Origin of the sequence: Lentzea sp. NPDC051838, assembly GCF_040681245.1 — a bacterium.
Taxonomy (GTDB): Bacteria; Actinomycetota; Actinomycetes; order Mycobacteriales; family Pseudonocardiaceae; genus Lentzea.
Genome location: NZ_JBFAYI010000031.1, coordinates 1 through 21635, shown reverse-complemented (window position 1 = coordinate 21635; position 21635 = coordinate 1). Strand labels below are relative to the sequence as shown.

Annotated in this window: 27 protein-coding genes and 3 tRNA genes; 21 read left to right on the top strand and 9 right to left on the bottom strand. The window is 66.5% G+C overall.

The window, feature by feature from the left end; genetic code table 11:
- Positions 1-262 precede the first annotated feature (262 nt).
- The 4 genes from AB0M24_RS39270 to AB0M24_RS39255 all read right to left on the bottom strand — a co-directional run bounded on the left by AB0M24_RS39270 (position 263) and on the right by AB0M24_RS39255 (position 2166).
- Complete coding sequence (locus tag AB0M24_RS39270; RefSeq protein WP_363778649.1) at positions 263-706, bottom strand: hypothetical protein; 444 nt, start codon at positions 704-706, stop codon at positions 263-265.
- 102 nt (positions 707-808) lie between these two features.
- On the bottom strand, positions 809-1447 hold the full coding sequence (locus AB0M24_RS39265; RefSeq protein ID WP_363778647.1) for a hypothetical protein: 639 nt from the start codon (positions 1445-1447) through the stop codon (positions 809-811).
- A 41-nt stretch (positions 1448-1488) separates the two neighbouring features.
- Entirely contained in the window at positions 1489-1764 is a 276-nt protein-coding gene (locus AB0M24_RS39260) for a type II toxin-antitoxin system RelE/ParE family toxin (RefSeq protein WP_363778645.1), read from the bottom strand.
- 108 nt (positions 1765-1872) lie between these two features.
- Positions 1873-2166 (bottom strand): hypothetical protein, encoded by a 294-nt coding sequence (locus AB0M24_RS39255; RefSeq protein WP_363778643.1) that lies wholly within the window; start codon positions 2164-2166, stop codon positions 1873-1875.
- A 417-nt stretch (positions 2167-2583) separates the two neighbouring features.
- On the opposite strand from AB0M24_RS39255, the gene AB0M24_RS39250 reads away from it, so the two are divergent.
- From AB0M24_RS39250 to AB0M24_RS39240, 3 genes are all read left to right on the top strand, one after another.
- Positions 2584-4005 carry a S8 family peptidase gene (locus AB0M24_RS39250; RefSeq protein ID WP_363778641.1) on the top strand — a complete coding sequence of 474 codons (1422 nt, stop codon included), beginning with the start codon at positions 2584-2586 and terminating at the stop codon, positions 4003-4005.
- A gap of 75 nt (positions 4006-4080) precedes the next feature.
- Positions 4081-4758: a protein phosphatase 2C domain-containing protein gene (locus AB0M24_RS39245; RefSeq protein WP_363778639.1), complete on the top strand. Its 678-nt coding sequence runs from the start codon at positions 4081-4083 to the stop codon at positions 4756-4758.
- A complete protein-coding gene (locus tag AB0M24_RS39240; protein WP_363778637.1) occupies positions 4755-5561 on the top strand; it encodes a hypothetical protein in 807 nt (268 codons plus the stop codon). Before AB0M24_RS39245 ends, AB0M24_RS39240 begins: the two co-directional genes overlap by 4 nt.
- Here the strand turns inward: AB0M24_RS39240 and AB0M24_RS39235 are convergent.
- Positions 5551-5904: a helix-turn-helix domain-containing protein gene (locus AB0M24_RS39235; protein WP_363778635.1), complete on the bottom strand. Its 354-nt coding sequence runs from the start codon at positions 5902-5904 to the stop codon at positions 5551-5553. The genes AB0M24_RS39240 and AB0M24_RS39235 overlap by 11 nt on opposite strands.
- An 83-nt stretch (positions 5905-5987) precedes the next feature.
- Here AB0M24_RS39235 and AB0M24_RS39230 point away from each other — a divergent pair, with 83 nt between their 5' ends.
- The 3 genes from AB0M24_RS39230 to AB0M24_RS39220 all read left to right on the top strand — a co-directional run bounded on the left by AB0M24_RS39230 (position 5988) and on the right by AB0M24_RS39220 (position 8043).
- Positions 5988-6806, top strand: a complete 819-nt coding sequence (locus AB0M24_RS39230; protein ID WP_363778633.1) for an NAD(P)-binding domain-containing protein — start codon at positions 5988-5990, stop codon at positions 6804-6806.
- Positions 6803-7534, top strand: a complete 732-nt coding sequence (locus AB0M24_RS39225; RefSeq protein ID WP_363778631.1) for an SDR family oxidoreductase — start codon at positions 6803-6805, stop codon at positions 7532-7534. Before AB0M24_RS39230 ends, AB0M24_RS39225 begins: the two co-directional genes overlap by 4 nt.
- Positions 7535-7617: 83 nt before the next feature.
- Positions 7618-8043 carry a carboxymuconolactone decarboxylase family protein gene (locus AB0M24_RS39220; RefSeq protein ID WP_363778629.1) on the top strand — a complete coding sequence of 142 codons (426 nt, stop codon included), beginning with the start codon at positions 7618-7620 and terminating at the stop codon, positions 8041-8043.
- A 118-nt stretch (positions 8044-8161) separates the two neighbouring features.
- Here the strand turns inward: AB0M24_RS39220 and AB0M24_RS39215 are convergent, their stop codons facing one another.
- Together AB0M24_RS39215 and AB0M24_RS39210 are read right to left on the bottom strand one after the other, a co-directional pair.
- Positions 8162-8371, bottom strand: coding sequence for a hypothetical protein (locus AB0M24_RS39215; RefSeq protein ID WP_239567185.1), 210 nt, complete (start codon positions 8369-8371; stop codon positions 8162-8164).
- Positions 8372-8565: 194 nt separating this feature from the next.
- Positions 8566-9357 (bottom strand): GNAT family N-acetyltransferase, encoded by a 792-nt coding sequence (locus AB0M24_RS39210; protein ID WP_363778627.1) that lies wholly within the window; start codon positions 9355-9357, stop codon positions 8566-8568.
- Between the two features lie 14 nt (positions 9358-9371).
- Between AB0M24_RS39210 and AB0M24_RS39205 the strand changes: the two genes are divergently transcribed.
- The 12 genes from AB0M24_RS39205 to rplA all read left to right on the top strand — a co-directional run bounded on the left by AB0M24_RS39205 (position 9372) and on the right by rplA (position 17258).
- Positions 9372-10124, top strand: a complete 753-nt coding sequence (locus AB0M24_RS39205; RefSeq protein ID WP_363778625.1) for a PhzF family phenazine biosynthesis protein — start codon at positions 9372-9374, stop codon at positions 10122-10124.
- Positions 10125-10284: 160 nt separating this feature from the next.
- A complete protein-coding gene (locus AB0M24_RS39200) occupies positions 10285-12891 on the top strand; it encodes an EAL domain-containing protein (RefSeq protein WP_363778623.1) in 2607 nt (868 codons plus the stop codon).
- A 74-nt stretch (positions 12892-12965) separates the two neighbouring features.
- A tRNA-Thr gene (locus tag AB0M24_RS39195) sits at positions 12966-13041 on the top strand.
- A gap of 42 nt (positions 13042-13083) precedes the next feature.
- Positions 13084-13156, top strand: a tRNA-Met gene (locus tag AB0M24_RS39190).
- Positions 13157-13314: 158 nt separating this feature from the next.
- The gene (gene rpmG, locus AB0M24_RS39185) at positions 13315-13479 is read left to right on the top strand and encodes a 50S ribosomal protein L33 (protein WP_015105301.1); all 165 of its coding nucleotides are present in this window, start codon (positions 13315-13317) and stop codon (positions 13477-13479) included.
- Between the two features lie 91 nt (positions 13480-13570).
- Positions 13571-14020 carry a MaoC family dehydratase N-terminal domain-containing protein gene (locus tag AB0M24_RS39180; RefSeq protein ID WP_363778621.1) on the top strand — a complete coding sequence of 150 codons (450 nt, stop codon included), beginning with the start codon at positions 13571-13573 and terminating at the stop codon, positions 14018-14020.
- A 2-nt stretch (positions 14021-14022) separates the two neighbouring features.
- Positions 14023-14424 (top strand): MaoC/PaaZ C-terminal domain-containing protein, encoded by a 402-nt coding sequence (locus tag AB0M24_RS39175; protein ID WP_363778786.1) that lies wholly within the window; start codon positions 14023-14025, stop codon positions 14422-14424.
- A 173-nt stretch (positions 14425-14597) separates the two neighbouring features.
- Positions 14598-14670, top strand: a tRNA-Trp gene (locus AB0M24_RS39170).
- A gap of 34 nt (positions 14671-14704) precedes the next feature.
- Positions 14705-15118 (top strand): preprotein translocase subunit SecE, encoded by a 414-nt coding sequence (secE, locus tag AB0M24_RS39165; RefSeq protein ID WP_363778619.1) that lies wholly within the window; start codon positions 14705-14707, stop codon positions 15116-15118.
- A gap of 40 nt (positions 15119-15158) precedes the next feature.
- Entirely contained in the window at positions 15159-15947 is a 789-nt protein-coding gene (gene nusG / locus AB0M24_RS39160) for a transcription termination/antitermination protein NusG (RefSeq protein ID WP_363778617.1), read from the top strand.
- Positions 15948-16034: 87 nt separating this feature from the next.
- On the top strand, positions 16035-16469 hold the full coding sequence (rplK, locus tag AB0M24_RS39155; protein WP_065915943.1) for a 50S ribosomal protein L11: 435 nt from the start codon (positions 16035-16037) through the stop codon (positions 16467-16469).
- Positions 16470-16547: 78 nt separating this feature from the next.
- The gene (gene rplA, locus AB0M24_RS39150; protein ID WP_030473499.1) at positions 16548-17258 is read left to right on the top strand and encodes a 50S ribosomal protein L1; all 711 of its coding nucleotides are present in this window, start codon (positions 16548-16550) and stop codon (positions 17256-17258) included.
- A 12-nt stretch (positions 17259-17270) separates the two neighbouring features.
- Here the strand turns inward: rplA and AB0M24_RS39145 are convergent, their stop codons facing one another.
- A complete protein-coding gene (locus AB0M24_RS39145; protein ID WP_363778614.1) occupies positions 17271-18266 on the bottom strand; it encodes a helix-turn-helix domain-containing protein in 996 nt (331 codons plus the stop codon).
- A gap of 84 nt (positions 18267-18350) precedes the next feature.
- On the opposite strand from AB0M24_RS39145, the gene AB0M24_RS39140 reads away from it, so the two are divergent.
- The gene (locus AB0M24_RS39140) at positions 18351-19196 is read left to right on the top strand and encodes an NAD(P)-binding domain-containing protein (protein WP_363778612.1); all 846 of its coding nucleotides are present in this window, start codon (positions 18351-18353) and stop codon (positions 19194-19196) included.
- A gap of 133 nt (positions 19197-19329) precedes the next feature.
- Here AB0M24_RS39140 and AB0M24_RS39135 read toward each other — a convergent pair whose 3' ends face one another.
- Complete coding sequence (locus tag AB0M24_RS39135; RefSeq protein ID WP_363778610.1) at positions 19330-20034, bottom strand: hypothetical protein; 705 nt, start codon at positions 20032-20034, stop codon at positions 19330-19332.
- Positions 20035-20275: 241 nt separating this feature from the next.
- Here AB0M24_RS39135 and rplJ point away from each other — a divergent pair, with 241 nt between their 5' ends.
- Complete coding sequence (rplJ, locus tag AB0M24_RS39130; protein WP_363778608.1) at positions 20276-20830, top strand: 50S ribosomal protein L10; 555 nt, start codon at positions 20276-20278, stop codon at positions 20828-20830.
- 55 nt (positions 20831-20885) lie between these two features.
- Positions 20886-21272 carry a 50S ribosomal protein L7/L12 gene (gene rplL / locus AB0M24_RS39125; RefSeq protein ID WP_363778606.1) on the top strand — a complete coding sequence of 129 codons (387 nt, stop codon included), beginning with the start codon at positions 20886-20888 and terminating at the stop codon, positions 21270-21272.
- The last annotated feature ends 363 nt before the right edge of the window (positions 21273-21635 follow it).

The window sequence follows — 21635 nt, the reverse complement described above, 5'->3', positions numbered from 1 at the left end:
CTGCACGCTCCTAAGGGCTTCTTGCTCACCTCCGTCGATGCACTTCGCGTACTCGCGCAGCAGCACCGCAAGGCTGTGCCCTGCTCACTCGGCGACCCGCTTGGGTTCCTTGACCAGGTTGAGCCAGAACGTCACACAGGCATGCCGCAGGTCGTACGGCCGCTTCGCCAGCGGGCCGGCCGCCACCTCCACCGTGAACACGATCTTGCGAGCGAGATCGCAGATCCGCCCGTAGGTAGAGCTGCCAATGCGCCCACCACGCTCAGCGACGAACAGCAGCCCGCGGCCCAATGCCGAACATATCGATGTGCTCATAGAGGTAGAGAGCCAGCTCCGGGCACATCGGGACTGATCTGCCGAAGCCCCTGTGACGGTGCTTGAGTTCGCGCTCCTCGTGCCGCTTACCGCTGTCCGTCCACTCGGCACCGACTTCGGGAGCCGCTCCCTCAAGGTCGATCACTCCCCACTCGTGGACCTCCCAACGCTGCGCCTCCTCGTTCCACACCTTCGGCGGGAGCCGCAGGTTGTAGAGCCTGAGGTTGGAGGCCTCCTCAGGCCGGAGCGCCGCGAAGAACATCAGCGCGAAGAACGCCACCAACTTGGCGCCCGTGCGCAGGGTCGGGAAAACCCGAGGTCGCCATAGGTCCACCTCATCGCCGGATGTGTCCCCGCCGATGCCCCCGGTGGCCAAACCGGGGGCGCGCATCCGGCGAGGATGTCAGGTGTCGGCGTAACTGTGATCGACTGTGCAGGCCTTGCTCCGTCTGCGTGCTGCAGGACGCGTCGTGTTGACTTAGCAACCTGCCGATTACTCGCCTGCCGAGCCGCTCTCTAGGTCGCCATTTGGACGACGAACCCAGGTCTGATTATTGGCATCGCGAAACGCGACGGTGGCCCCAGACCGAATTACTTCCTTACCTAAGGATCTGGCCTCAACGTACGTTTCTTTGAAGCTTCCATCGGATCTAAAGTAGAGGCCGACGTTTTTGTCTGGATTCCAGCCTTCGCCCATGATGGAGCGGTCAATCTGGCGGGATATAGACTTTTGAGAGCCGCCTATTTCAAGACGTGAGTGCTCTGGATCGATCATGTCGACCCGGTCGAAGGCTTCCTGGCCATGTGGGCCGATGTAGCTTGTGACCACGTCGTAGATTGGAAGTTCGCTCGCGTTTCGTACAATAATGTTTAGTCTGTCGTCGATCACGGCCCATACGCGGGAGGCCTGATGTCGCCTCTCTTGCTGCTTCCGTTCGGCGTTTTCCTGTTCGAGGCTGGCAAGTTGTTTTGCTTGGTTCTGATTTGTTTTCCAGTTGAAGAAGGCCGCGATGGACGCGACAAACAAGGCTCCGATGGCGATTCCGACTGACCACCAGTCAGTGATCTTCGGCTGCTCTCCCGGGCCAGATGTGACGGTGATATCGATCAGTGGTGGTATCTCGGCAAGCATGGAGCGATTTTATCTGGCTGACATGGCAGCCGGTGATTGACTCACCGAGGGCGATAGACATCGCGACGATGGTCCACTGCGATCACTGTGACCAAGTGTTCGGTGTCATTGATGATGTAGAGGGCTCGGTACTCGCCTCGGCGGGTGCTCCATACGCCGTTCAAAGGCTTTTCGAGGAGCTTTCCGAGTTGGTGGGGATTGCTGGCGACGGGGCCCATCAAGTGCTCGATGAGTGCGGCTACTGCTGATTCGGGCAGCTTGGCGAGGCGACGGCGCGCTGCCCGAGAGAACGCGACTGTGTAGGAGGGGCTGTCCATTCGATGGCGGCCTCGCAGCGTTCGGAGTCAGTTCGGGATGGGGCTGACTCTAACTACGGGGCTTGGCATTTCAAGCCGTAGATCGCTTCGGTGAAGATGAACAGCAGGTTAATCACTGCTCTTGCGCCGTGCTGCCAGGTCGGCGATGACGTCCTCAGCCGAGACCACACGGCCGGCTTGAGCGTCGCTCAGCCCCTCGATCAGGTCTCGCACAAGCTCGCTGTCAGACAGGACATCGATGGTCTCGCGCAAGCGGTCCAGCTCTCCTGATGGAACGACGTCGGCGACGTGCTGGCCGCACGCGACGACGGCGACGGTCTCCCCGTGCTCGGCATGGCGGAGGACATCGGCCCAACTCGGCGACTCCTCGGCCGAGACAGTGGTGATGGGCTGTTCGCTCATGGCTTCAGTGTGCCCCGTCCGTTCGGTTCAGCACAGCTCAAACCGAACGCAAGTGAGCAGGGCGACGTGCGCGCTGGGCTCGCTTGGCCAACACCCCTTGCCGAACCGGTTGCCGAAACCGTGCCTGCAGGCTGCAAAGCACAAGGTCAAACGTGGTGGTCGAGGCACTCTGTAAATCCGTCGCGAAAGCTACAGAGGTTCGAATCCTCTACCCGCCACAGCAACACGAAGACCCCGTGACCAGGTGAGACAGGTCACGGGGTCTTCGTGTGTCACCTGGCTGTCCACTCAGGATCTCGAAGCCGCCCGCCGAGCGAGTCCGTAGCCGGTTCAGCAGAACTACCGATGTGCCGGTGGCCCATGACCGGCGACTCTCGTCCGCATTCATTTTCTGGACATCGTTCAGGGAGGCGGAAAATGGGGTCGTTGGGACGATTATCGGTGGTCGCGCTGGCCTTGGTGGCCATGGCGACGCCGGCGGTGGCGGAAGAGCCGGTCGGTGCGGTGCTCAGGGCCGGCGGTGCCACTGCCATCGCCGACAGCTACATCGTGGTCTTCAAGGACAGCGCGGTCGGCCGGGCGGGGGTCGGGTCGTCGGCGACCCGGCTGTCCGGCAGGCACGGAGGGACGGTGGCCAGGACGTTCAGCGCGGCACTGCGGGGTGCCGAGATCCGGATGAACGCGAAGGCGGCGGCGAGGACGGCCGCGGATCCCGCGGTGGCGTTCGTCGAGCAGAACCACGTCGTGTCGGGCTACGACACGCAGGCGTTCCCGCCGTCCTACGGCCTGGACCGGATCGACCAGCGGAACCTGCCGAGGGACAGCTCGTACACGTACCCGAACGCGGCGGGCAACGTGACGGCGTACGTCATCGACAGCGGCATCCGCACCACGCACGCGGACTTCCGCGGCCGGGCGAGCTTCGGCGTCAACACCACCGGCGACGGCATCAACTCCGACTGCAACGGGCACGGCACGCACGTCGCCGGGACGGTCGGCGGGTTCGAGTTCGGTGTCGCCAAGGCGGTGCGCCTGGTGGCCGTCAAGGTTCTGGGCTGCGGCAACACCGGCTCAGTCGCGGGCATCATCGACGGCGTCAACTGGGTCACCTCGAACGCGGTCAGGCCTGCCGTGGCGAACATGAGTCTCGGTGTCCTGGGCGGGAGCAGTGCTCTCGACACCGCGGTCACGAACTCGATCAACTCCGGCATCACGATCGCGGTGGCGGCCGGCAACGAGAACTCCGACGCCTGCAGGCCGTCCCCGGCGCGGAACCCGTTGGCCATCACCGTCGGTGCGGTGGACAGCGGTGACGCGCGCGCGTCGTTCTCCAACATCGGCATGTGCGTGGACATCTTCGCGCCGGGGTCGAACATCCCCTCGCTCGCGAACTCCGACGACACCTCGTCCACGATCATGAGCGGTACGTCGATGTCCAGCCCGCATGCCGCCGGTGCCGCCGCGCTGGTGCTCGGGGCGAACCCGTCGTTCACGCCGCAGCAGGTCAGGGACACCCTGGTCAACAGCGCCACCAACAACGTGATCACCAACGTGGGCAACGCATCCCCGAACAAGCTGCTGTACGTCCGCGAGCTCATCCCGCCGCCCCCGCCGGCGCCAGGTCCGGGCAACTGCACGGTCAGCAACAACGGCAACTCCGCGAGCAGCCTGTGCACCACCGGTGTCGGCCAGCACCGCGTCGTCATGGTGCAGCGGCACTTCGACCCCGCGGTCGGCCTCATCGCGTGCGAGGGGCCGTGGGTCGGCGTGGGTGAGATCTCGTTCACCAGGTGCGCCAGCCATCAGGTCATCAGCGTCCGAGTGGAAACCCGAACCTGACCTGTAGGCTCCGCGACGGGCCTTTTGACCAAGCCGGTCAGGGGCCCGTCGTCGTTGTGGCGGAGGGGAAACGCTGTGCGTACGCAGATGGCTACCGAGGCGGGACGATCCACGGCGCCGAGCGAGGACCGTGCGCTCGTCGGTCCGAACCTGCTCGCCGTGCTCGACGGGGTGACCGCGAAGCCCGAGAACGGCTGCGAGCACAGCGTCGGCTGGTTCGCCGACCAACTGGCCGCCGAGCTGCTGCGGTTCGCGCACCTCGGACCTGCTCCGGCGCTGGCAGAGGCCATCAAGCAGACTCGTGAGCTGCACACCGGGAGCTGCGATCTCGATCATCCCGACAGCCCCAGCGCGACGGTCGGGCTCGTTCAGGTCAAGGACGACGTGCTGCGGTACCTGGTGCTCGGCGACGCCACGGTGGTGGTCGACACCAAGCAGGAACTTCGCGTCGTGAGCGACACGAAGACCAACCGCACGGCCGGTGCGAACGCCGCCGACGTCGAGCATGCGCTGACGGGTGAGATTCCGCTTCAGGACGTCAAGCGCGTCGCGATCCTGTCCGACGGCGCCGCGCGGGCGGTCGATCTGTTCAACCTCTTCGACTGGCGTCAGGCGCTCGAGCTGATGGCCGCGAACGGGCCGGACGATCTGATCCGCAAAATGCGCGCTGTCGAGAAGGAAGACGCCAAGGCCGTCGACTGGCCGCGCAAGAAGGTCTCCGACGACGCGACTGTCGTCTATCTCGACCGATGAGCCTCACCGCGCTCGACGAGGTCCTCCGGAACGCCGCGAGCGTCCGCGTCTCCGAGATCCAGTGGTACGGCGAGATCACCGTCGACCTGTCCCGGCCGGAGGAGCGCGATCGCCTGCGCGCGGCCATGAAGGTCGGCTCGTTGCCGGGCTACGTGTGCGCGTGCCGCGGCCAGGCCAGGCTCGAGTTCTTCGACGCGCAAAGCGAACCTCTCACCGAAGTCGTTCTGCACCACGGGATCTCGCTCGACTGGCAGTGGGAGAGCGGCCACGCGGAGCTCGCGGACGGCGTGGTGCTGTTGCGCTGGCTGGAGGAGCACGGTCTGCCCGGCCTGTTGCTCAGCGATGCGGAACGGCCGGAGCGGCTGGCGTGGATCGCCGCGATGCCTCCCGCGCTGGAGGAGATGGCCGGCGATCTGGTCGGACACTTCGCGACGGCCGACGACTCGAAGCACGTCGTCGAGGCGCGCAAACGCATGCGTGCCGTTGATTCGGTGACGGGCGTGCTCCAGCTGCTGTCCTGGTACGCGTCCGGCATCGGTGGAAGCGTGAAGTCCCCGCCGTACGAGGACGTTCCGGGACTGATCCTGCGCGAGACCCCGATCGCGGAGATCATCGCCGCGCTCGAGGACCCGCGGGCCGACGCTCGCCACGACGCGGCCGCGGCTCGTCTGCTGCTGGTCGGCAACAGCCGGATCAAGCAGCGCCTCGACGTGGCACGGCTGCCCGGCCCGCTGAGGGTGCGCATCAGGGAAGCGGGCTACGCGGTACCGCAGTGGGCGGAACGCCTGCTGCTCAATGCTTAGGCGCGGGCTCCACGCCACGTCGGCGCGCGATCGCCCGCATGTTGTCCTCGCCCCAGTCGCCCAACGGCAGCAGCGCGGTGTTCAGTCGTTGACCGAGCTCCGTCAACGAGTACTCGACGCGTGGCGGCACCTCGTGGAACACCTCGCGGTGCACGATCTCGTCGGCTTCCATCTCGCGCAGCACCTGGATCAGCATCTTCTCGCTGATGCCCGGCAGTTTGCGGCGCAGCTCCCCGGTGCGCAGCGGGCCGTAGTGCAGCTGCCACAGCAGCAGTGCCTTCCAGCGTCCGCCGATCACGTCGACCGCGGCGTCGAGTCCGCACGCATACGTTCGTGGCTTCATCCAGGATCCTTACCAAAAGGTGGGTACCTGACAAAATAGTAGGTACTTGTCGCCATGACAGTGGCGGAACGAGCATTCACGGCATGGGGATCAAGAAAACCGTGAGCGTGCTCGGCCTCGGCCGGATGGGTACCGCGCTCGCCACCGCACTGGCCGGCGACGGCTACGACGTGACCGTGTGGAACCGCACGCCGAAGACCGTTCCCGGCACCAAAACCGTTACCACGCCGGAAGAAGCGTTCGAATCGGACGTCGTGGTGACGTGCCTGCCGACCTACGAGGTCCAGCAACCACTGCTCAGCAAGACCATCAAGACGCTCGTCAACCTCACGTCCGGCACGCCGGAACAGGCCCGCGCGACCGCGGAATGGGCGAAGACCAACGGTGTCGAGTACGTCGACGGCGTGATCATGGCCGTGCCGCAGCAGATCGGCACGAAGCAGGCCCGGATCCTGTTCAGCGGCAACGAGAACCACCACGTCCTGCAAGCGTTCGGCGAGCCCGTCCACCTGGGTGAGGACGCCGGGCTGGCCGCGCTGTACGACCTGGCGCTGCTCGGGATCATGTGGTCGACGTTCGGCGGGTTCCTGCAGGCCCAGGCCCTGATCCAGACCGCGGGAATCATGCCGGACCAGTTCACGCCGCTGGCCACCGACTGGCTCGCCACCGTCGGCACCTTCCTGCCCGAGATGGGCGAACAAACACACAGCAAGCAGTACGAGACCGATGTGTCCGCATTGGACATCAACGTCGAAGGCCTGCGCCTGCTCACCGAGGCGAACGAGGAGCAGGGCCTCGACACCGCGGTGCCACGAGCACTGCACGACCTTTTCCAGCGCGCCCAACGCAACGGCCACGGCGCGCACAGCATCGCGAGCGTCATCGAGGAGATCCGGAAGTGAAGTACCTGGGGCGCAAGGCCGTCGTCACCGGCGGCACGCACGGCATGGGCCGCGCGGTCGTCGACAAGCTGGTCGAAGGAGGCGCCGAAGTCCTGCTCACCGGCCGCACGATCGAGAAGGCCGAGGGCGTCAAGGCCCACGCCATCGCGTCGGACGCGGCGGACCTGAACGACATCGTCAAGCTCAAAACCGAAGTGGCACAACGACTGCAGGACATCGATCTGCTGTTCATCAACGTCGGCTTCTCCACGCTCACCCCGTTCGAAGAGGCCACCGAAGCCGACTACGACCGCACGTTCGACGTGAACACCAAGGGCGCGTTCTTCACGGCACAGCACCTGGCGCCGCTGATCAAGGAAGGCGGCTCGATCGTCTTCACCACCAGCGTCGCGGTGAACCTGGGTTCGCCCGGCCTGAGCGTCTACGCGGGTGCGAAAGCCGCGGTCAGGGCGTTCTCCAGGGGCCTCGCCGCCGAGCTCGCGCCGAAGATCCGGGTCAACGTCGTCAGCCCCGGCTTCATCGACACCCCGTCGATGGGCGTGTCCGGTGTGCCGCAGGAGGTTCTGCGGCAGTTCAAGGACGAGGGCGACCGCATCACGCCGCTCAAGCGCCACGGCACCATGGACGAGGTGGCCGACGCCGTGCTCTTCCTGGCGTTCGACGCCACGTTCACGACCGGCTCCGAGCTTGCCGTCGACGGCGGCCTCGGCCAGGGGATCAGCGCGTAGAAAAAATCTTCGAACCACCTGTCACACATCGGTCGCCCACCGGGTCGAGAGGGCAGAAGACGATGAGGACAAGGAGAACGAAGATGAGGATCGCCAACCCGATCATCTCGGTGCCCGGCGCGATGAAGGCCCTGCTGGACCTGTCCACGGCAGCGGGGAAAACGGGGCTGGACAAGGACTACGTGGAGCTGATCTGCCTGCGCGTCAGCATCATGAACGGCTGCGGCGCGTGCATCGACTACCACACCAAGCTGCTGCGCGAGGCGAAGGTCGCGGACGAGAAGGTCTACGCCGTCGCCGGCTGGCGGGACGTGCCGTACTACACGGACGCGGAGAAGGCGGGGTTCGCGCTCGCCGAGCAGGTCACGCACGTGCACGTGAGCGACGAGGTGTGGGCCGAGGCGGCGAAGCACTACACCGAGGACCAGCTCGCCGGGCTCATGATCGCCATCGGCGCGATCAACCTCTGGAACCGGATGAACGTGGGCACGCAGCAGAAGGTGGCCTGAGAGTCCACAAAGGTTGAAGCCGGCGCGCAAGAGCTTCCTCTCTCTTGCGTGCCGGCTTCAGCGCGCAGCATACCCCATGTCGAACAAATGTTCGATCATCGAGTGGTCAACACGCCGATCAACTGGCGGCGAGTGCCGCCCGGCCGTCGTCGGTCAGCTCCGCGCAGACGCGGCGGCCGAAGCTCGTCGGCTGCGTGGGGCGCAGCAGTCCCGCGTGCACGAGGTCGTGCGTCGCCATCTGGTCGCAGCAGGGCAGCCCGTCGACGTACAGCTCGGGCTCCGTGCCGCCGGTGACCTCGGCACGACCTGCCGCGACAGCTCGCAGCATCGATCTCGCTCTTCCGCTCAGTTCCATCTCGACCCCCCAGGCGTGGTGTCCGAATCCGCTACCCCTTTGTCGAAATAGAGGCCGGATTCGTTCCACAAGTACGGTGTCGTTTGGGTTCTTCGCTTGTGTGAACGGGTAGATCATGCGCCTCTAGGCCGTTCGGGTCACGAAGACACGCCGTGGGAGCTGCGCAGTCACGACCTCAGGGCAGGCCGGCGAACCCAGAGCGTCCAACTCGGCCGGTACCCGTGCGAGTACCAGAACGGCGTCGAGCGCGGGTTCGGCAGAGCGTGGTGGAGCAGCGTCGACGCCACTCCGGAGCGGTCCATCAAGGCGTGCACGTGGGCGACCAACGCGCTGCCCGCACCCGTGCGCCGATCATCGGGCCGTACGCCGAGGTGGCCGAGATACGCGAACGGCCGGGCGCGCGCGTACCGCTCGACCCAGAGCGCGTCCTCCGGCATGTCGACGTAAACCATGCCGACGGGCGTGTCGCCGCGAACCGCGAGCCACATCGACTCGGTGGGGCGGTCCAGCACCTCGCCCAGCGACTTCCTCAGGTGCTCCGCGCTGTTCGGGCGCACGTTGACCATCCCGAACGCCTCGTCGTACCTGATGGTGTCGAGGTTGAGCTTGACCGCGACGTCCAGGTCCGCGTGCGTCGCGGGCCGGATCCGAACATCCGACGGGCGAGCGGCGACGGCGTGCCCCGCGCGGCGTTCGGCGATCACGACCAGCGGCGCGAACCCGTGCCGGACCAGTGGAAGCGCGTCCGCGGTCTCGTGGCTCGGCAGCACCACGATCGCGGCGGTGTCCGGGTCGTCCGCGCCGGTGAGCCGGGTCTCCCACTCGTCGAGCAACGCGGGCAGGTCCCAGCCGGGCTGCCAGTTGAGCCCGTGCGTGCGCAGTGCTCCCCACGTGGGCAGCAGCGAGTCCGGGTCTGATTCGCGGTACGTGAAGAAGTCGGCCACGACCCATCTGAGCATGGGAGGGTCTGGGTGTGGAGATCTACGTGGTGGATTCGTTCACTGACCGGCCCTTCGCGGGCAACCCGGCCGGCGTCGTGCTCCTCACCGAGCCTCGCGACGACGCCTGGATGCAGAACGTCGCAGCCGAGATGAAGCACGCCGAGACTGCGTTCGTCACCCCCGACAACCACCTCCGCTGGTTCACGCCGACGGTGGAGGTCGACCTCTGCGGGCACGCCACGCTCGCCACGGCCCACGTGCTGGGCGGAGAGCAGAAGTTCACCACGCGTAGTGGTGTCCTCACATGCGTGAATGACGATGGATGGATCCGGATGGACTTCCCGGCGGACCCTCCAGAGTTGACTGACCCGCCAATCGGACTAGTAGAAGCGCTGCCACATGCGACGATCAAGTCCGTCTCACGTGGGCGCTTCGACTACCTGATCGAGTTGGGAAGCGCGGCGGAAGTCCGTTCCTTGCGACCTGATGTCCAAGGACTGACACAGATCTCGTCACGCGGAGTAATCGTGACGGCTGTTGGCGACGGTGAAGCTGACGTCGTGAGTCGCTGTTTTTATCCGGCCGCCGGCATCCCGGAGGACCCCGTCACCGGTTCGGCCCACTGCACGCTGGCGTCCTATTGGGTGTCTCGGCTGCAGCGCGCTGACCTGCTGGCGGAGCAGGCGTCACCGCGGGGAGGGTTCGTGCGGACGACCCTCGTCCAAGATCGCGTACTGCTCTCCGGTCAGGCCGTGACAGTGCTCCGCGGGCACCTGAGCGTGTAACCACGTCTGGGTGAATAAGGGTCACTCGGGGTGCTCGACCTGCCATTTCGTCCCCCGAGCGGGGTACATTGGTGCCCCTGGAGGGGTCCTGATCGCCAAGTGCGGGACCCCTCAGTCACGCCTAGAGGTTCCCCCCACCCCAGGCCGACGAGGAGGCTGGATGTCCGACCGAGCGTCGGCCCCCGTGTCGGACTCGGCCGCCTGGTCGGCCAAGTCGACCAACCGCGCGTTCAGCGCGTTCGCCGTCACCCTCCTGGTGGCCGGTGTCGTCTGCGCGGGCATGGTCGCGGCATGGCTTCCGGAGAAGGAGAACACCTCCCTCTTCTGGATCGGCCCCCTTCTCGTCGTCGGCTTCCTGCTGGCGGAACAGCTCGCGATCAACGTCGACGTCCGCAGCGGCGTCGCGTGGACGATCTCCTTCACCGAGATCCCGCTGGTCCTGGGCTTGCTCGTGGCACCGTTCGAGGTCGTGCTCGCCGCGCACGTGGTCGCGGGCGTGGGCACGTTGCTCGGGCGCAGGATCCTCGACCGCGCCGTGTACAACGCCGGACTCATGTTCATGGAGATCTCGGTCGCGTTCGCCGCGGCAGAGGCCGTGAACAGGCTCGTCGGCGCCGGTGGGCCGTTCTGGGCCGGTGCGTTCGTCGGCACCATCACCGTGCCGCTGCTCGCGAGCGTGCTCGGCCTCTGCGCGTTGCGGCTCATGGGCAAGTCGATGCGCGTCGGCAACAGCGTCCGTCTCGTGCTGCAGACGCTCGTCGTGGCGTTGCTGAACACCTCCGCCGGTCTCGTCGGCTACCAGATCGTCGCCACCACCAAATGGGGCGGCCTCCTGATCGTCCTGGTGCTCGCGGGCATCGTGGCCACCTACCTCGCCTACTCGGGCCTGCTGCGGGAACAGCGCGACCTCGAGGCGTTGAGCGAGGTCAGCCTGCGCGTCGCGAGGTCGGGACAGCACGGCACCGGCCCGCGCCAGCCCGACGACGACCTGACCACGGGCGTCGAAGAGGACGAGTGGCAGCTCATCGCGGAACGCATCCGCGAGCAGCTCAACGCGAACAGGGTCGTGCTGCGCCTGCGCACCGACCCGCAGGAAGCCATGATCACTCTCGTCGCCGGCGAACCGCTGCCCGACGAGATGGCCGCCACCGACCCGCGGGCCGTGCGCGAGGACCCGATCCTGCAGCTGCCCGGCACCCACGTCCGCTACTACCGCGTGGCCGACGCCACCGAGGACGTCACCGAGGCCCTGCTGCGCCGTGATGCGCAAGAAGCGCTCGTCGTCCCGTTGCGCGGAGCGACCCAGCTGCTCGGCGCTGTCGAGGCGCACGACCGGCTCTCGCGCTGGCGTGGTTTCGGCAAGGCGGACATCCAGCTGCTGCGCACCCTGGCCTCGCACCTCGCGACGGCCGTCGACAACCGGCGCCTGCTGGCCCGGTTGCGCCACGACGCCTACCACGACCCGCTGACCGGCCTGCTCAACCGGCCGGGCCTGCGCGAGGCGTGCGCCGAACCGTTGCGCGACTCCCAGAAGGGCGTGGTGCTGCGGATCGACCTCGACATCCTGTCGACGGTGTCCGACGCGCTGGGCCAGGCCTGGGGAAACCGCATGGTCGTCGCGGCCGGACGCCGGCTGCGCGATGCTCTCGGCGCCGACGTTCCGTTGGCGCGCTTGGAAGGTGGCGCTTTCGCCGCGTTCCTCGACGACTCACGTGCCGGTGACGCCCACGAGATCGCGGAACGACTGCGCGCCGGGCTTTCCGTGCCGTATCCCGTGGATCGGCTCACGGTCGAGGCTTCCGCCGTCGTCGGATACGCGTCCAAAGCGGACTCCGAGACCGAGGACCCGGACCCCGACGCGTTGCTGCAGCGGGCGGACGTCGCCGTGCGCGCGACGTCGGAGGGCACGCCGGTCAAGGCCTACGCGCCTTCGATGGGCCACCTGTTCCTGCGCCGCTTCCAGCTCGTGACGCAGTTCCGCCAGGCCGTCGAGACCGGCCAGATCTCGGTGCACTACCAGCCGAAGGTCGCCCTGCCGTCCCGTCAGGTCGTCGGCGCGGAAGCGTTGGTGCGCTGGACACATCCGGAGTTCGGCCGCGTCGACCCGGACGAGTTCGTGCCGGCCGTCGAGGCCACCGGTCTCGTGGACGTGCTGACGGACTTCGTGATGGACCGGGCGCTGGAACGCGTGCGCCGCTGGCTCGACCGCGGGCTGCGGATGTCCATCGCGGTCAACCTGTCCGTGCGGACGCTGGGCGACGAGGACTTCCCGAACCGCGTGGAAGCCGCTCTGCAGCGCCACGACGTGCCCTCGGGCCTGCTGACGTTCGAGCTGACCGAGTCGGGCGTCATGGCCGATCCCGAGCGCGCTCTGCCGGTGCTGCGGCGCCTGCACGCCATCGGTGTCGTGCTGGCGGTCGACGACTTCGGCACCGGCTACTCGTCACTGGCGTACCTGCGCCAGCTGCCGGTCGACGAGGTGAAGATCGACAAGTCGTTCGTGCTCGGGATGGGCACGGATCTCGGCGACATGGCCGTGGTCCGGTCGATCGTCGAGCTCGGGCACTCACTCGGTCTCGTCGTGGTGGCCGAGGGCGTGGAGGACGACGCCGCGCGCGACCAGTTGGTCGGCATGGGCTGCGATGTCGCCCAGGGCTACCTGATCTCCCGGCCGCTGTCCGAGGACCGCTTCGAGGCGTGGCTGCGCGCACGAACGGTGCAGGTCAGGGGTGCTCGCGATGAGACGGTGCTCACGCTGGTGCACTAGAGGCACCCCCGGATTTCGTTCTTGGTTGCCGCGTGTTGTAGAGTTCTCCTTGCTCGGCAAGAACGAAAGAGCAAGCCCCTTTAGCTCAGTCGGCAGAGCGTCTCCATGGTAAGGAGAAGGTCTACGGTTCGATTCCGTAAAGGGGCTCCACGACTCGGCCGCGATGTCAGCATCGCGGCTTAAGTTGTGTATAGCGGTGTAGCTCAGTTGGTAGAGCAAGCGGCTCATAATCGCTGTGTCGCCGGTTCAAGTCCGGCCACCGCTACGCGAGTGGGTGGGGTCTGTCGGCGGAAAGCGCCGACCGTCCTCGCTCCGCAATCACATCCCCTGGGGGCTGCACCCCCAGACCCCGCCGGGTGGTAAGCCCACGCCGGTCGCCTCGCAAGAGGCCGGGAACCATGTGCTCTCAGGAAGGCAAGGACCGTGGCTGCAACCGACGTACGCCCGAAGATCACCCTCGCGTGCGAGGAGTGCAAGCACCGGAACTACATCACCAGGAAGAACCGGCGCAACGACCCGGACCGCCTGGAGATCAAGAAGTTCTGCCCGAACTGCAAGACGCACCGCGCGCACAAGGAAACCCGCTGAGCGCGTAGCGAATCTTCGACGAAGCCCGTCCCGCACCTGGGGCGGGCTTCGTCGTTTCTGCGGTGTCCGAGGAGCCCTATAGGCTTCTCGGGTGCCTCTCGACCCCGCCTTCATCGGACGTAGTTATCCGCCGTCGCAGCCGTACGACGTGAGCCGCGAGAAGATCCGCGAGTTCGCCGACGCCATCGGCGCGACCAGCCCGGCCTACCGCGACGCAGAAGCCGCGAAGGCGTTGGGGCACAGGGACGTCATCGCGCCGCCGACGTTCGCGATCGTGGTGTCGATGAAGACCAACGAGACCGTGATGTTCGACCCGGAGCTGAAGCTCGACTACAGCCGCGTCGTGCACGGCGACCAGAACTTCACGCACCACCGTCCCATCACCGCGGGCGACCAGCTCGTGTGCGTGGCGCACATCGACGCCATCACGTCCCGCATGGGCAACGACATGGTCACCGTGCGGACGGAGATCAGCACGATCGAGGGCGAGCTCGTCACGACCGCCAAGTCGATGCTCGTCGTGAGGGGAGAAGACGCGTGACGATCGAGGTTGGTACCGAGCTGCCGGCGCTGTCCGTCCGCCTCAAGCGCGCCGACCTGGTGCGCTACGCGGGGGCCTCGCTGGACTTCAACCCCATCCACTGGAACGAGAAGACCGCGAAGGACGTCAGCCTGCCGGACGTCATCGCGCACGGCATGCTCACGATGGCCGTGGCGTCGCGGATCGTCGCGGAGTGGCTCGGGGATCCCGGCGCGATCGTCGAGTACGGCTGCCGGTTCGGAAGGCCCGTCGTGGTGCCCAACGACGACGAGGGCGCGCTGGTCGACGTCACCGCGAAGGTCACCAAGGACTTCGAAGACGGAACTGTGAAGGTCAACATCAACGCGGCTTTCGACGGCAAGTCGGTCCTGACCGGGGCTTTTGCTCGCGTACGTGTTTCTTGACACACGGGGTCGGGCACAGTTGCCCGACCCTGATTCGTGTTCTCGGCACTCGTATGGGTAGGCTGTGTGACAGGCCGCTCGGCAATAGCTTGGGCGGTCTGGTTGGAGTGGTCCGGGGATGCTCCCGTACACTTCCAATCTTGTGGCCAGGGGGTCTCTGCAAGAGATCTCAAAGGGGTGTAGCTCAACTGGCAGAGCAGCGGTCTCCAAAACCGCAGGTTGCAGGTTCAAGTCCTGTCGCCCCTGCTGTCGAAGCGTCATCGGTCGAGTGGAGGACGGCATGAGCGAGGGCCGCGAGCAGGACCAGCCGGAGGAGCGCGAAGGCGCTGTCCGGCCGTCCACTGCTGCGGCGCGACGTGAACGTCGTGCCTCCTCTCGCCCGGCCGCCCGCAAGGACGGCAGCAGCGCTGAGTCGAAGAAGAGCGACGCCAAGTCCGACGCCTCGGACGAGGAGTCGAAGAAGGGTCGCCCGACCAAGACCCGTGAAGGACAGGAGAAGCGTCCCTCGCTGATCGGGCGGTTCTTCCGCTACATCCGCGAGGTCATCGGCGAACTCCGCAAGGTGATCTGGCCGACGCGCAAGCAGCTCGTCACGTACACGGGCGTTGTCCTCGTGTTCGTGGTGTTCATGGTTGCGCTGGTGTGGGCTCTCGACCTCGGCTTCGGCGCGGCTGTTTTCGAGTTGTTCGGCTGAGCCGGACAGCTGCCGCTGCAATAAGGAAGCGAGATCCACAGTGACCTCCGATCACGGCGTCGACGCCCAGGAGCTGACCGACCTCACCGACGACGAGGTGTCCGAGGACACCGCGGTCGACGAGACGGTCGAGTCGGAGGCCACGGACACCGAGGACGCCGTCGAGGCTGAAGAGGACGTCGACGTTCTCGCCATCGACGAGACCCCGATCGACGAAGAGATCGCCGACCCCGCCGAAGAGCTGCGTCAGGCCCTGCGCCACGCGCCCGGCGACTGGTACGTCGTGCACTCGTACGCCGGTTACGAGAACAAGGTCAAGGCGAACCTCGAGACTCGTATCCACACGCTCGACATGGAGGACTACATCTTCCAGGTCGAGGTGCCGACCGAAGAGGTCACCGAGATCAAGAACGGCCAGCGCAAGCTGGTGCAGCGCAAGGTGCTGCCCGGCTACATCCTGGTCCGCATGGAGCTCACCGACGCGTCCTGGAGCGCCGTCCGCAACACGCCGGGCGTCACCGGGTTCGTCGGAGCCACCTCGAAGCCCTCGCCCCTCACGATCGACGAGGTGCTGAAGTTCCTGCTCCCCCAGGGCGAGCAGAAGCCGGCCGAGGGCAAGAAGGCCGCCGCGTCCGCTGCTCCGAAGCCGACGATCGAGGTCGACTTCGAGGTGGGCGAGTCGGTCACCGTCATGGACGGACCGTTCGCCACGCTGCCCGCGACGATCAGCGAGGTCAACGCGGACGGCCAGAAGCTGAAGGTCCTGGTGTCGATCTTCGGCCGGGAGACGCCGGTCGAGCTGTCGTTCAGCCAGGTCTCCAAGATCTGAGCGGTCTTCCCGCAAGGGGAGACCGATCGGCCACGCTGCGGCTGGCAGGGCCGCGCGCGGACACCGCAATAACAGGAAGTACGGACAATGCCACCCAAGAAGAAGAAGCTGTCAGCGATCATCAAGCTGCAGATCAAGGCTGGTGCCGCCAACCCGGCGCCGCCCGTCGGTCCCGCGCTTGGTCAGCACGGCGTCAACATCATGGAGTTCTGCAAGGCCTACAACGCCGCGACCGAGTCGCAGCGCGGTCAGGTCGTGCCGGTTGAGATCTCCGTGTACGAAGACCGTTCGTTCGACTTCAAGCTGAAGACCCCTCCGGCCGCGCGACTCATCCTCGCCGCCGCTGGTGTCGACAAGGGCAGCGGCGAGCCGCACCGCGTCAAGGTCGCCAAGGTGACCATGGAGCAGGTGCGTCAGATCGCGCAGACCAAGATGGTCGACCTGAACGCGAACGACATCGACCAGGCCGCGAAGATCATCGCCGGCACCGCCCGTTCCATGGGCATCACGGTCGAAGGCTGATCGAGAACTTTCAAGCAAGCGTGGGAGAGCCGAGCGCGGCTCATTCACCACGAACTGATCCACGGTAAGGACAGAGTTATGAAGCGCAGCAAGGCCTACAAGGCCGCCGCCGAGCTGGTGGACCGGGAGCGGCTGTACTCGCCGCTGGAGGCCGCCAAGCTCGCCAAGGAAACGTCCAAGGTGAAGCTGGACTCGACCGTCGAGGTCGCGATTCGCCTCGGCGTCGACCCTCGCAAGGCCGACCAGATGGTCCGCGGCACCGTGAACCTGCCGCACGGTACGGGCAAGACCGCCCGCGTGATCGTCTTCGCAACCGGTGACAAGGCCGCTGAGGCCGAGGCCGCCGGTGCGGACGCCGTTGGCTCCGAGGACCTGATCGAGCGCATCCAGGGTGGCTGGCTCGACTTCGACGCCGCGATCGCGACCCCCGACCAGATGGCGAAGGTCGGCCGCATCGCCCGCATCCTGGGCCCGCGTGGCCTGATGCCGAACCCCAAGACCGGCACCGTGACCCCCGAGGTCGCCAAGGCCGTCAACGACATCAAGGGCGGAAAGATCAACTTCCGCGTTGACAAGCAGGCCAACCTGCACTTCGTCATCGGCAAGGTGTCGTTCGACCCCGAGAAGCTGGTCGAGAACTACGCGGCTGCTCTGGACGAGGTGCTCCGCGCCAAGCCGTCCGCCGCCAAGGGCCGGTACGTCAAGAAGGTCACCGTCTCCACGACGATGGGCCCCGGCATCCCGGTCGACCCGAACCGCACCCGCAACATGCTGGTGGACGAGGCCTGAGCCTCAACGGTTTTAGCTTTGTGAAACGCCCCGGTGCTTCGGCACCGGGGCTTTTTGCTGCCGGTAGTCGGTCGGCGACATCCCCACCTGCTTCAGGAAGTGGTGACGGAGGTTGTTCGCCGTGCCGATGCCGCTCAGTCCCGCGATCCTCTCGACCGACAGGGTCGTGGTCTCCAGCAACGCCTGCGCCCGCGCGATCCGTTCGTTGAGCAGCCACTGCAACGGCGTGGTGCCGGTGGCCTGGAGCTTGCGGTGGAAGGTTCGCGGGCTCATGGCGGCCTTGCGGGCCAGGTCCTCGATCGTCAACGGTTCGTCGAGACGGGTGCGCGCCCAGTCGAGCGCCGACTCCAGGCCCTGATCGTCCGGCGGAACCGGGAGGTCGATCACCTGGCTCCTGCTGCCGGGCCGGTGACCAGGCACGATCATCCGGCGAGCCAGCTGGTTCGCCACGTGCGCGCCCAGGTCGCGGCGCACCAGGTGCAGGCAGAGGTCGAGTCCCGCGGTCATGCCGGCGCTGGTCAGCACGTCACCCTCGTCGACGTAGAGCACCGAGTCGTCGACCTCGATCTTCGGGTACCGCTCGGCCAGCAGCGCGGTGTGCATCCAGTGCGCGGTCGCCCTGCGTCCGTCGAGCAGTCCTGCCTCGGCCAGTGCGTAGGCCCCGACGCACTGCGACACGATGCGCGCGCCGTTGTCGTGGGCGTTGCGCAGGGCTTTCACCAGCTCAGGCGGTACGGGTGCGTTCTCTTCGACGACCTCTTCCGGCACCCAGGAAACAAAGACGGTGTCCGCGTGCACGACGTCGTCGAGTCCGTGCGTGGTGTGCAACGTGAATCCGGGACCGGCGCCTCGTGTGCTGGATCCGGTGCCGCACAACCAGAGTTCGTACCAGGGGTCGGCCAGATCGGGCTGCGGAGTGCCGAAGACGGCCGCGGGAATGCCCAGCTCGTAGAGGTCCACGACGCCGAAGTCGCTGGGCACGATCAGGGCGACGGATCCAGCGCTCATGGTTTCCAGCCTATGGCAGGAATTTGGTGAAAGGGGTCATTCCGGTCACTGGTTGAGTTGATCACGGGTGGCGAAGCTGGATCCATGACATCTGAAGCGATCACCGTGCTAGGCCTCGGAAACCTCGGACGCGCGCTGGCGGAGACGTTCGTGCGGGCCGGCCACCCTGTGACGGTCTGGAACCGTTCTGCCGCAAAGACTCCAGGATTCTCCGCCGCGGCAACGGTGGCCGAGGCGGTGGCCCTCGGCGATCTCGTCGTCGTGGCCGTGCTCGACAACCGAGCGGCACAGCAGGTTCTGTCCGGAGTGGACGTGCGCGGGAAGGCGCTCGTGAACCTCACATCCGGAACTCCCGGCGAGGCACGCGAACTGGCGCGATGGGCTTACGAGAACGGCGCCGAGTACCTGCACGGCGCGGTGTACGCGGTGCCCCAGACGATCGGCACCGCAGAATCGTCCATCAACTACAGCGGCTCCCCGCTCGTGCACGAACGCTGGCAGAACGTGTTGGCGCTGCTGGGAAAGGTCACGTTCCTGGGAGAGGACGCCGGTCGCGCGTCCGGGTACGACGCGGCGATCCTCTCCGGGATGTACGGGTTGCTCGGCGGGTTCCTGCACGCGGCGGCGTTGGCGCGGGCAGGCGGCATCAAGGCCGCCGATCTCACGCCGATGCTGTTGTCCTGGCTGACGGACATGCAGCCGGCGCTGCACACGTTCGCCGAGGAGATCGACAGCGGCAGCTACACCGGCGGGGAGTCGAGCCTCGCGATGAACCAGTCGGGCTTGGCGCTGCTCATCCGGGCCACCGAAGCGCAGGGCGTTCCGTTCGGGGCGCTCTCCGAGCTGAAAGCCCTGGTGGACCAGCAGGTTCTCGACGGCCGTGGCGAGGAGAGCCTGGCCCGCGCCGTCGAGTCATTCGCGCGCGGCTAGCGCCGATGCGCAGCAGTCCGCCGGGCTTGTGGACTCGGTGGAGCTCGGCCTGGACCGCGGCCGCAGCCACGTCGTGCATGTACGCGACCTCGTCAGGGCTGGGCACCCCCAGTGCGTTTGCCATGCACCCCGATCAACCACAGGTGCTGGGGGACCAGTCGGTGATGACCCAGCCGGAACCGACCTTCTCGACGACGAAGGTGCCGAGTCGCGGGCCGCCTTCCACGGTCAGCTCGCACGAGTTGATGGTGACCTTGGTGGTGGTCGGTGTCTTGAGCATGTCCGGCGGGAACATCACCTGCTGGTACTTGTCGACGCTCGTGACCTTGGTCTTCAGGTCCTTGACGGCGGCGGCGCAATCGCTTGCGTTGAAGCCGTTGGCGAACTTCTGACGGGTGTCGTCGCGCAGGAAGAGGGTGCAGGCGCGGGTCGTGTCCGCGAACGAGACGTGCTTGTAGAACATGCCGACAGTGCCCTGCAGACCTGCCGGGGCGGAGAGTCCCTGAGCCGGGCCCGTCACGCCGCCGCTGTCGGACGCGACGTCGCCCGGCTCGTCGGCGCCGAAGAAGTGGTTGTAGGCCCAGATGGCGGAAACCACGACGACGAGGAACGTCAGGAGCCGCCAGAAGACAGGGCTGAGCAGCACGATGAGCCACCACGCCCTGCCGGTGCGCGCGGACTTCGGCGCCTGCGGAGCCTGGCCCGTGGCCTCCTGGTAGCGCTGGAACTCCTGGAACCGTTGGAACTCCTGGAACTGCTTGAGCTGCTCCGGGTCCATCGGAGGTGCAGGGGGCTGCGGCTGGCGGGGCGCGAGGTCCTTGCCGGGCTCGTCGGTCACAGGTCACATCATGCCGATTTGGATCGGCGGACACGACTCGCGTAGTCTCATCGGTGGTTCTACCGAAGACCGCTGGTTTTCTCCGCGAGGAGAACGAAGGCCCCGTTGCAACACGGGCGGCCCGCGCAGGGAGGACGAGGCTCGTTCGTGACGCCCCGTGCTGCTTGTGCGCGTGGGCGTTTTTGTTGTTTCGGAGCCTTCTCTGATCGGCGGTCTAACCCAGCCCAGAGAGGAGGCGATCATGGCGAAGCCCACGAAGGTTACGGCGGTCGCTGAGCTCGCGGATTCGTTCCGCAGCAGCTCGGCAGCGGTTGTCACTGAGTACCGTGGCCTCTCCATGGCGCAGCTCACCACGCTGCGTCGCGCTCTCGGCGCGGGCACCAAGTACACCGTCGCGAAGAACACGCTGGTCAAGCTGGCCGCTGCGGACGCCGGCGTGGAGGGCCTCGAGGCCCTTCTTTCCGGTCCGACCGCCATCGCGTTCGTCGAGGGCGAGCCCGTCGACGCCGCCAAGGCGATCCGCGACTTCGCGAAGGACAACAAGGCCCTGGTCATCAAGGGCGGCTACATGGATGGCCGCCCGCTCTCGGTCGAAGAGGTCACTGCGATTGCAGACCTCGAAAGCCGTGAGGTGCTGCTCGCGAAGCTCGCGGGCGCGATGAAGGGCAACCTGGCCAAGGCCGCGGGTCTGTTCAACGCCCCGGCTTCCCAGGTCGCTCGCCTGGCTGCTGCCCTGCAGGAGAAGAAGGCCGCTGCGGCACCCGCCGCCGAGGCCGACGCTCCCGCCGAAAGCTGATCACCCGAAGACACACCCGACGCTTTCGCGCGGGAGATAGAAAGGAACGCCGATCATGGCGAAGCTCAGCACCGAAGAGCTGCTCGACGCTTTCAAGGAGATGACCCTCCTGGAGCTGTCCGAGTTCGTGAAGCAGTTCGAGGAGACCTTCGAGGTCACCGCCGCGGCTCCGGTCGCCGCTGTCGTTGCGGGCCCCGCGGGTGCCGCTCCGGCCGCCGAGGAGGAGAAGGACGAGTTCACCGTCGTTCTCGAGGGCGCCGGCGACAAGAAGATCCAGGTCATCAAGGTCGTCCGCGAGGTCGTCTCGGGCCTGGGCCTGAAGGAGGCCAAGGAGCTCGTCGAGGCTGCTCCGAAGCCGCTGCTCGAGAACGTCGCGAAGGACGTTGCCGAGGCCGCCAAGGAGAAGCTCGAGGCTGCCGGCGCCAAGATCTCGCTCAAGTGATCTTGGCCCCAGTTGGGGCTTTTGTTCTGCCTTAACGGGCGTGCACCTTTCAACGGGGGTGCACGCCCGTTTTGTTGTTTCTGGGGGCGCGTCGGTTGCCGTTTCCCTTGTTGCGTTGGCGGGTTCCGGTTTGTTGTTCGTAGCGTTCCCCAGTTGCGTAGGTCTCTGGCTGTTGCGTGCTTCCCCTTGGGAGCTCTGCCCCAAACCCCGCCAATCTGATCAGGGGTCCAGCGCTGTGGGTGGGTTGATGGCACGCCTGTTGCTTACAGCGGCTGCCTGTTGCGTAGGTGGTGCGGTCCGGCGGGCCCCGTCACGAGTCGTACCGGAGCGAGCCACAGCCGGGAAGGGGTGTCAACTCGACGA

Bases quoted from the DNA above. Each gene is read 5' to 3' on its own strand.
- AB0M24_RS39270 (WP_363778649.1), bottom strand. From the start codon at position 706: ATGCGCGCCCCCGGTTTGGCCACCGGGGGCATCGGCGGGGACACATCC.
- AB0M24_RS39265 (WP_363778647.1), bottom strand. From the start codon at position 1,447: ATGCTTGCCGAGATACCACCACTGATCGATATCACCGTCACATCTGGC.
- AB0M24_RS39260 (WP_363778645.1), bottom strand. From the start codon at position 1,764: ATGGACAGCCCCTCCTACACAGTCGCGTTCTCTCGGGCAGCGCGCCGT.
- AB0M24_RS39255 (WP_363778643.1), bottom strand. From the start codon at position 2,166: ATGAGCGAACAGCCCATCACCACTGTCTCGGCCGAGGAGTCGCCGAGT.
- AB0M24_RS39250 (WP_363778641.1), top strand. From the start codon at position 2,584: ATGGGGTCGTTGGGACGATTATCGGTGGTCGCGCTGGCCTTGGTGGCC.
- AB0M24_RS39240 (WP_363778637.1), top strand. From the start codon at position 4,755: ATGAGCCTCACCGCGCTCGACGAGGTCCTCCGGAACGCCGCGAGCGTC.
- AB0M24_RS39235 (WP_363778635.1), bottom strand. From the start codon at position 5,904: ATGAAGCCACGAACGTATGCGTGCGGACTCGACGCCGCGGTCGACGTG.
- AB0M24_RS39230 (WP_363778633.1), top strand. From the start codon at position 5,988: ATGGGGATCAAGAAAACCGTGAGCGTGCTCGGCCTCGGCCGGATGGGT.
- AB0M24_RS39220 (WP_363778629.1), top strand. From the start codon at position 7,618: ATGAGGATCGCCAACCCGATCATCTCGGTGCCCGGCGCGATGAAGGCC.
- AB0M24_RS39215 (WP_239567185.1), bottom strand. From the start codon at position 8,371: ATGCTGCGAGCTGTCGCGGCAGGTCGTGCCGAGGTCACCGGCGGCACG.
- AB0M24_RS39210 (WP_363778627.1), bottom strand. From the start codon at position 9,357: ATGCTCAGATGGGTCGTGGCCGACTTCTTCACGTACCGCGAATCAGAC.
- AB0M24_RS39200 (WP_363778623.1), top strand. From the start codon at position 10,285: ATGTCCGACCGAGCGTCGGCCCCCGTGTCGGACTCGGCCGCCTGGTCG.
- secE (WP_363778619.1), top strand. From the start codon at position 14,705: ATGAGCGAGGGCCGCGAGCAGGACCAGCCGGAGGAGCGCGAAGGCGCT.
- rplK (WP_065915943.1), top strand. From the start codon at position 16,035: ATGCCACCCAAGAAGAAGAAGCTGTCAGCGATCATCAAGCTGCAGATC.
- rplA (WP_030473499.1), top strand. From the start codon at position 16,548: ATGAAGCGCAGCAAGGCCTACAAGGCCGCCGCCGAGCTGGTGGACCGG.
- AB0M24_RS39145 (WP_363778614.1), bottom strand. From the start codon at position 18,266: ATGAGCGCTGGATCCGTCGCCCTGATCGTGCCCAGCGACTTCGGCGTC.
- AB0M24_RS39140 (WP_363778612.1), top strand. From the start codon at position 18,351: ATGACATCTGAAGCGATCACCGTGCTAGGCCTCGGAAACCTCGGACGC.
- rplJ (WP_363778608.1), top strand. From the start codon at position 20,276: ATGGCGAAGCCCACGAAGGTTACGGCGGTCGCTGAGCTCGCGGATTCG.
- rplL (WP_363778606.1), top strand. From the start codon at position 20,886: ATGGCGAAGCTCAGCACCGAAGAGCTGCTCGACGCTTTCAAGGAGATG.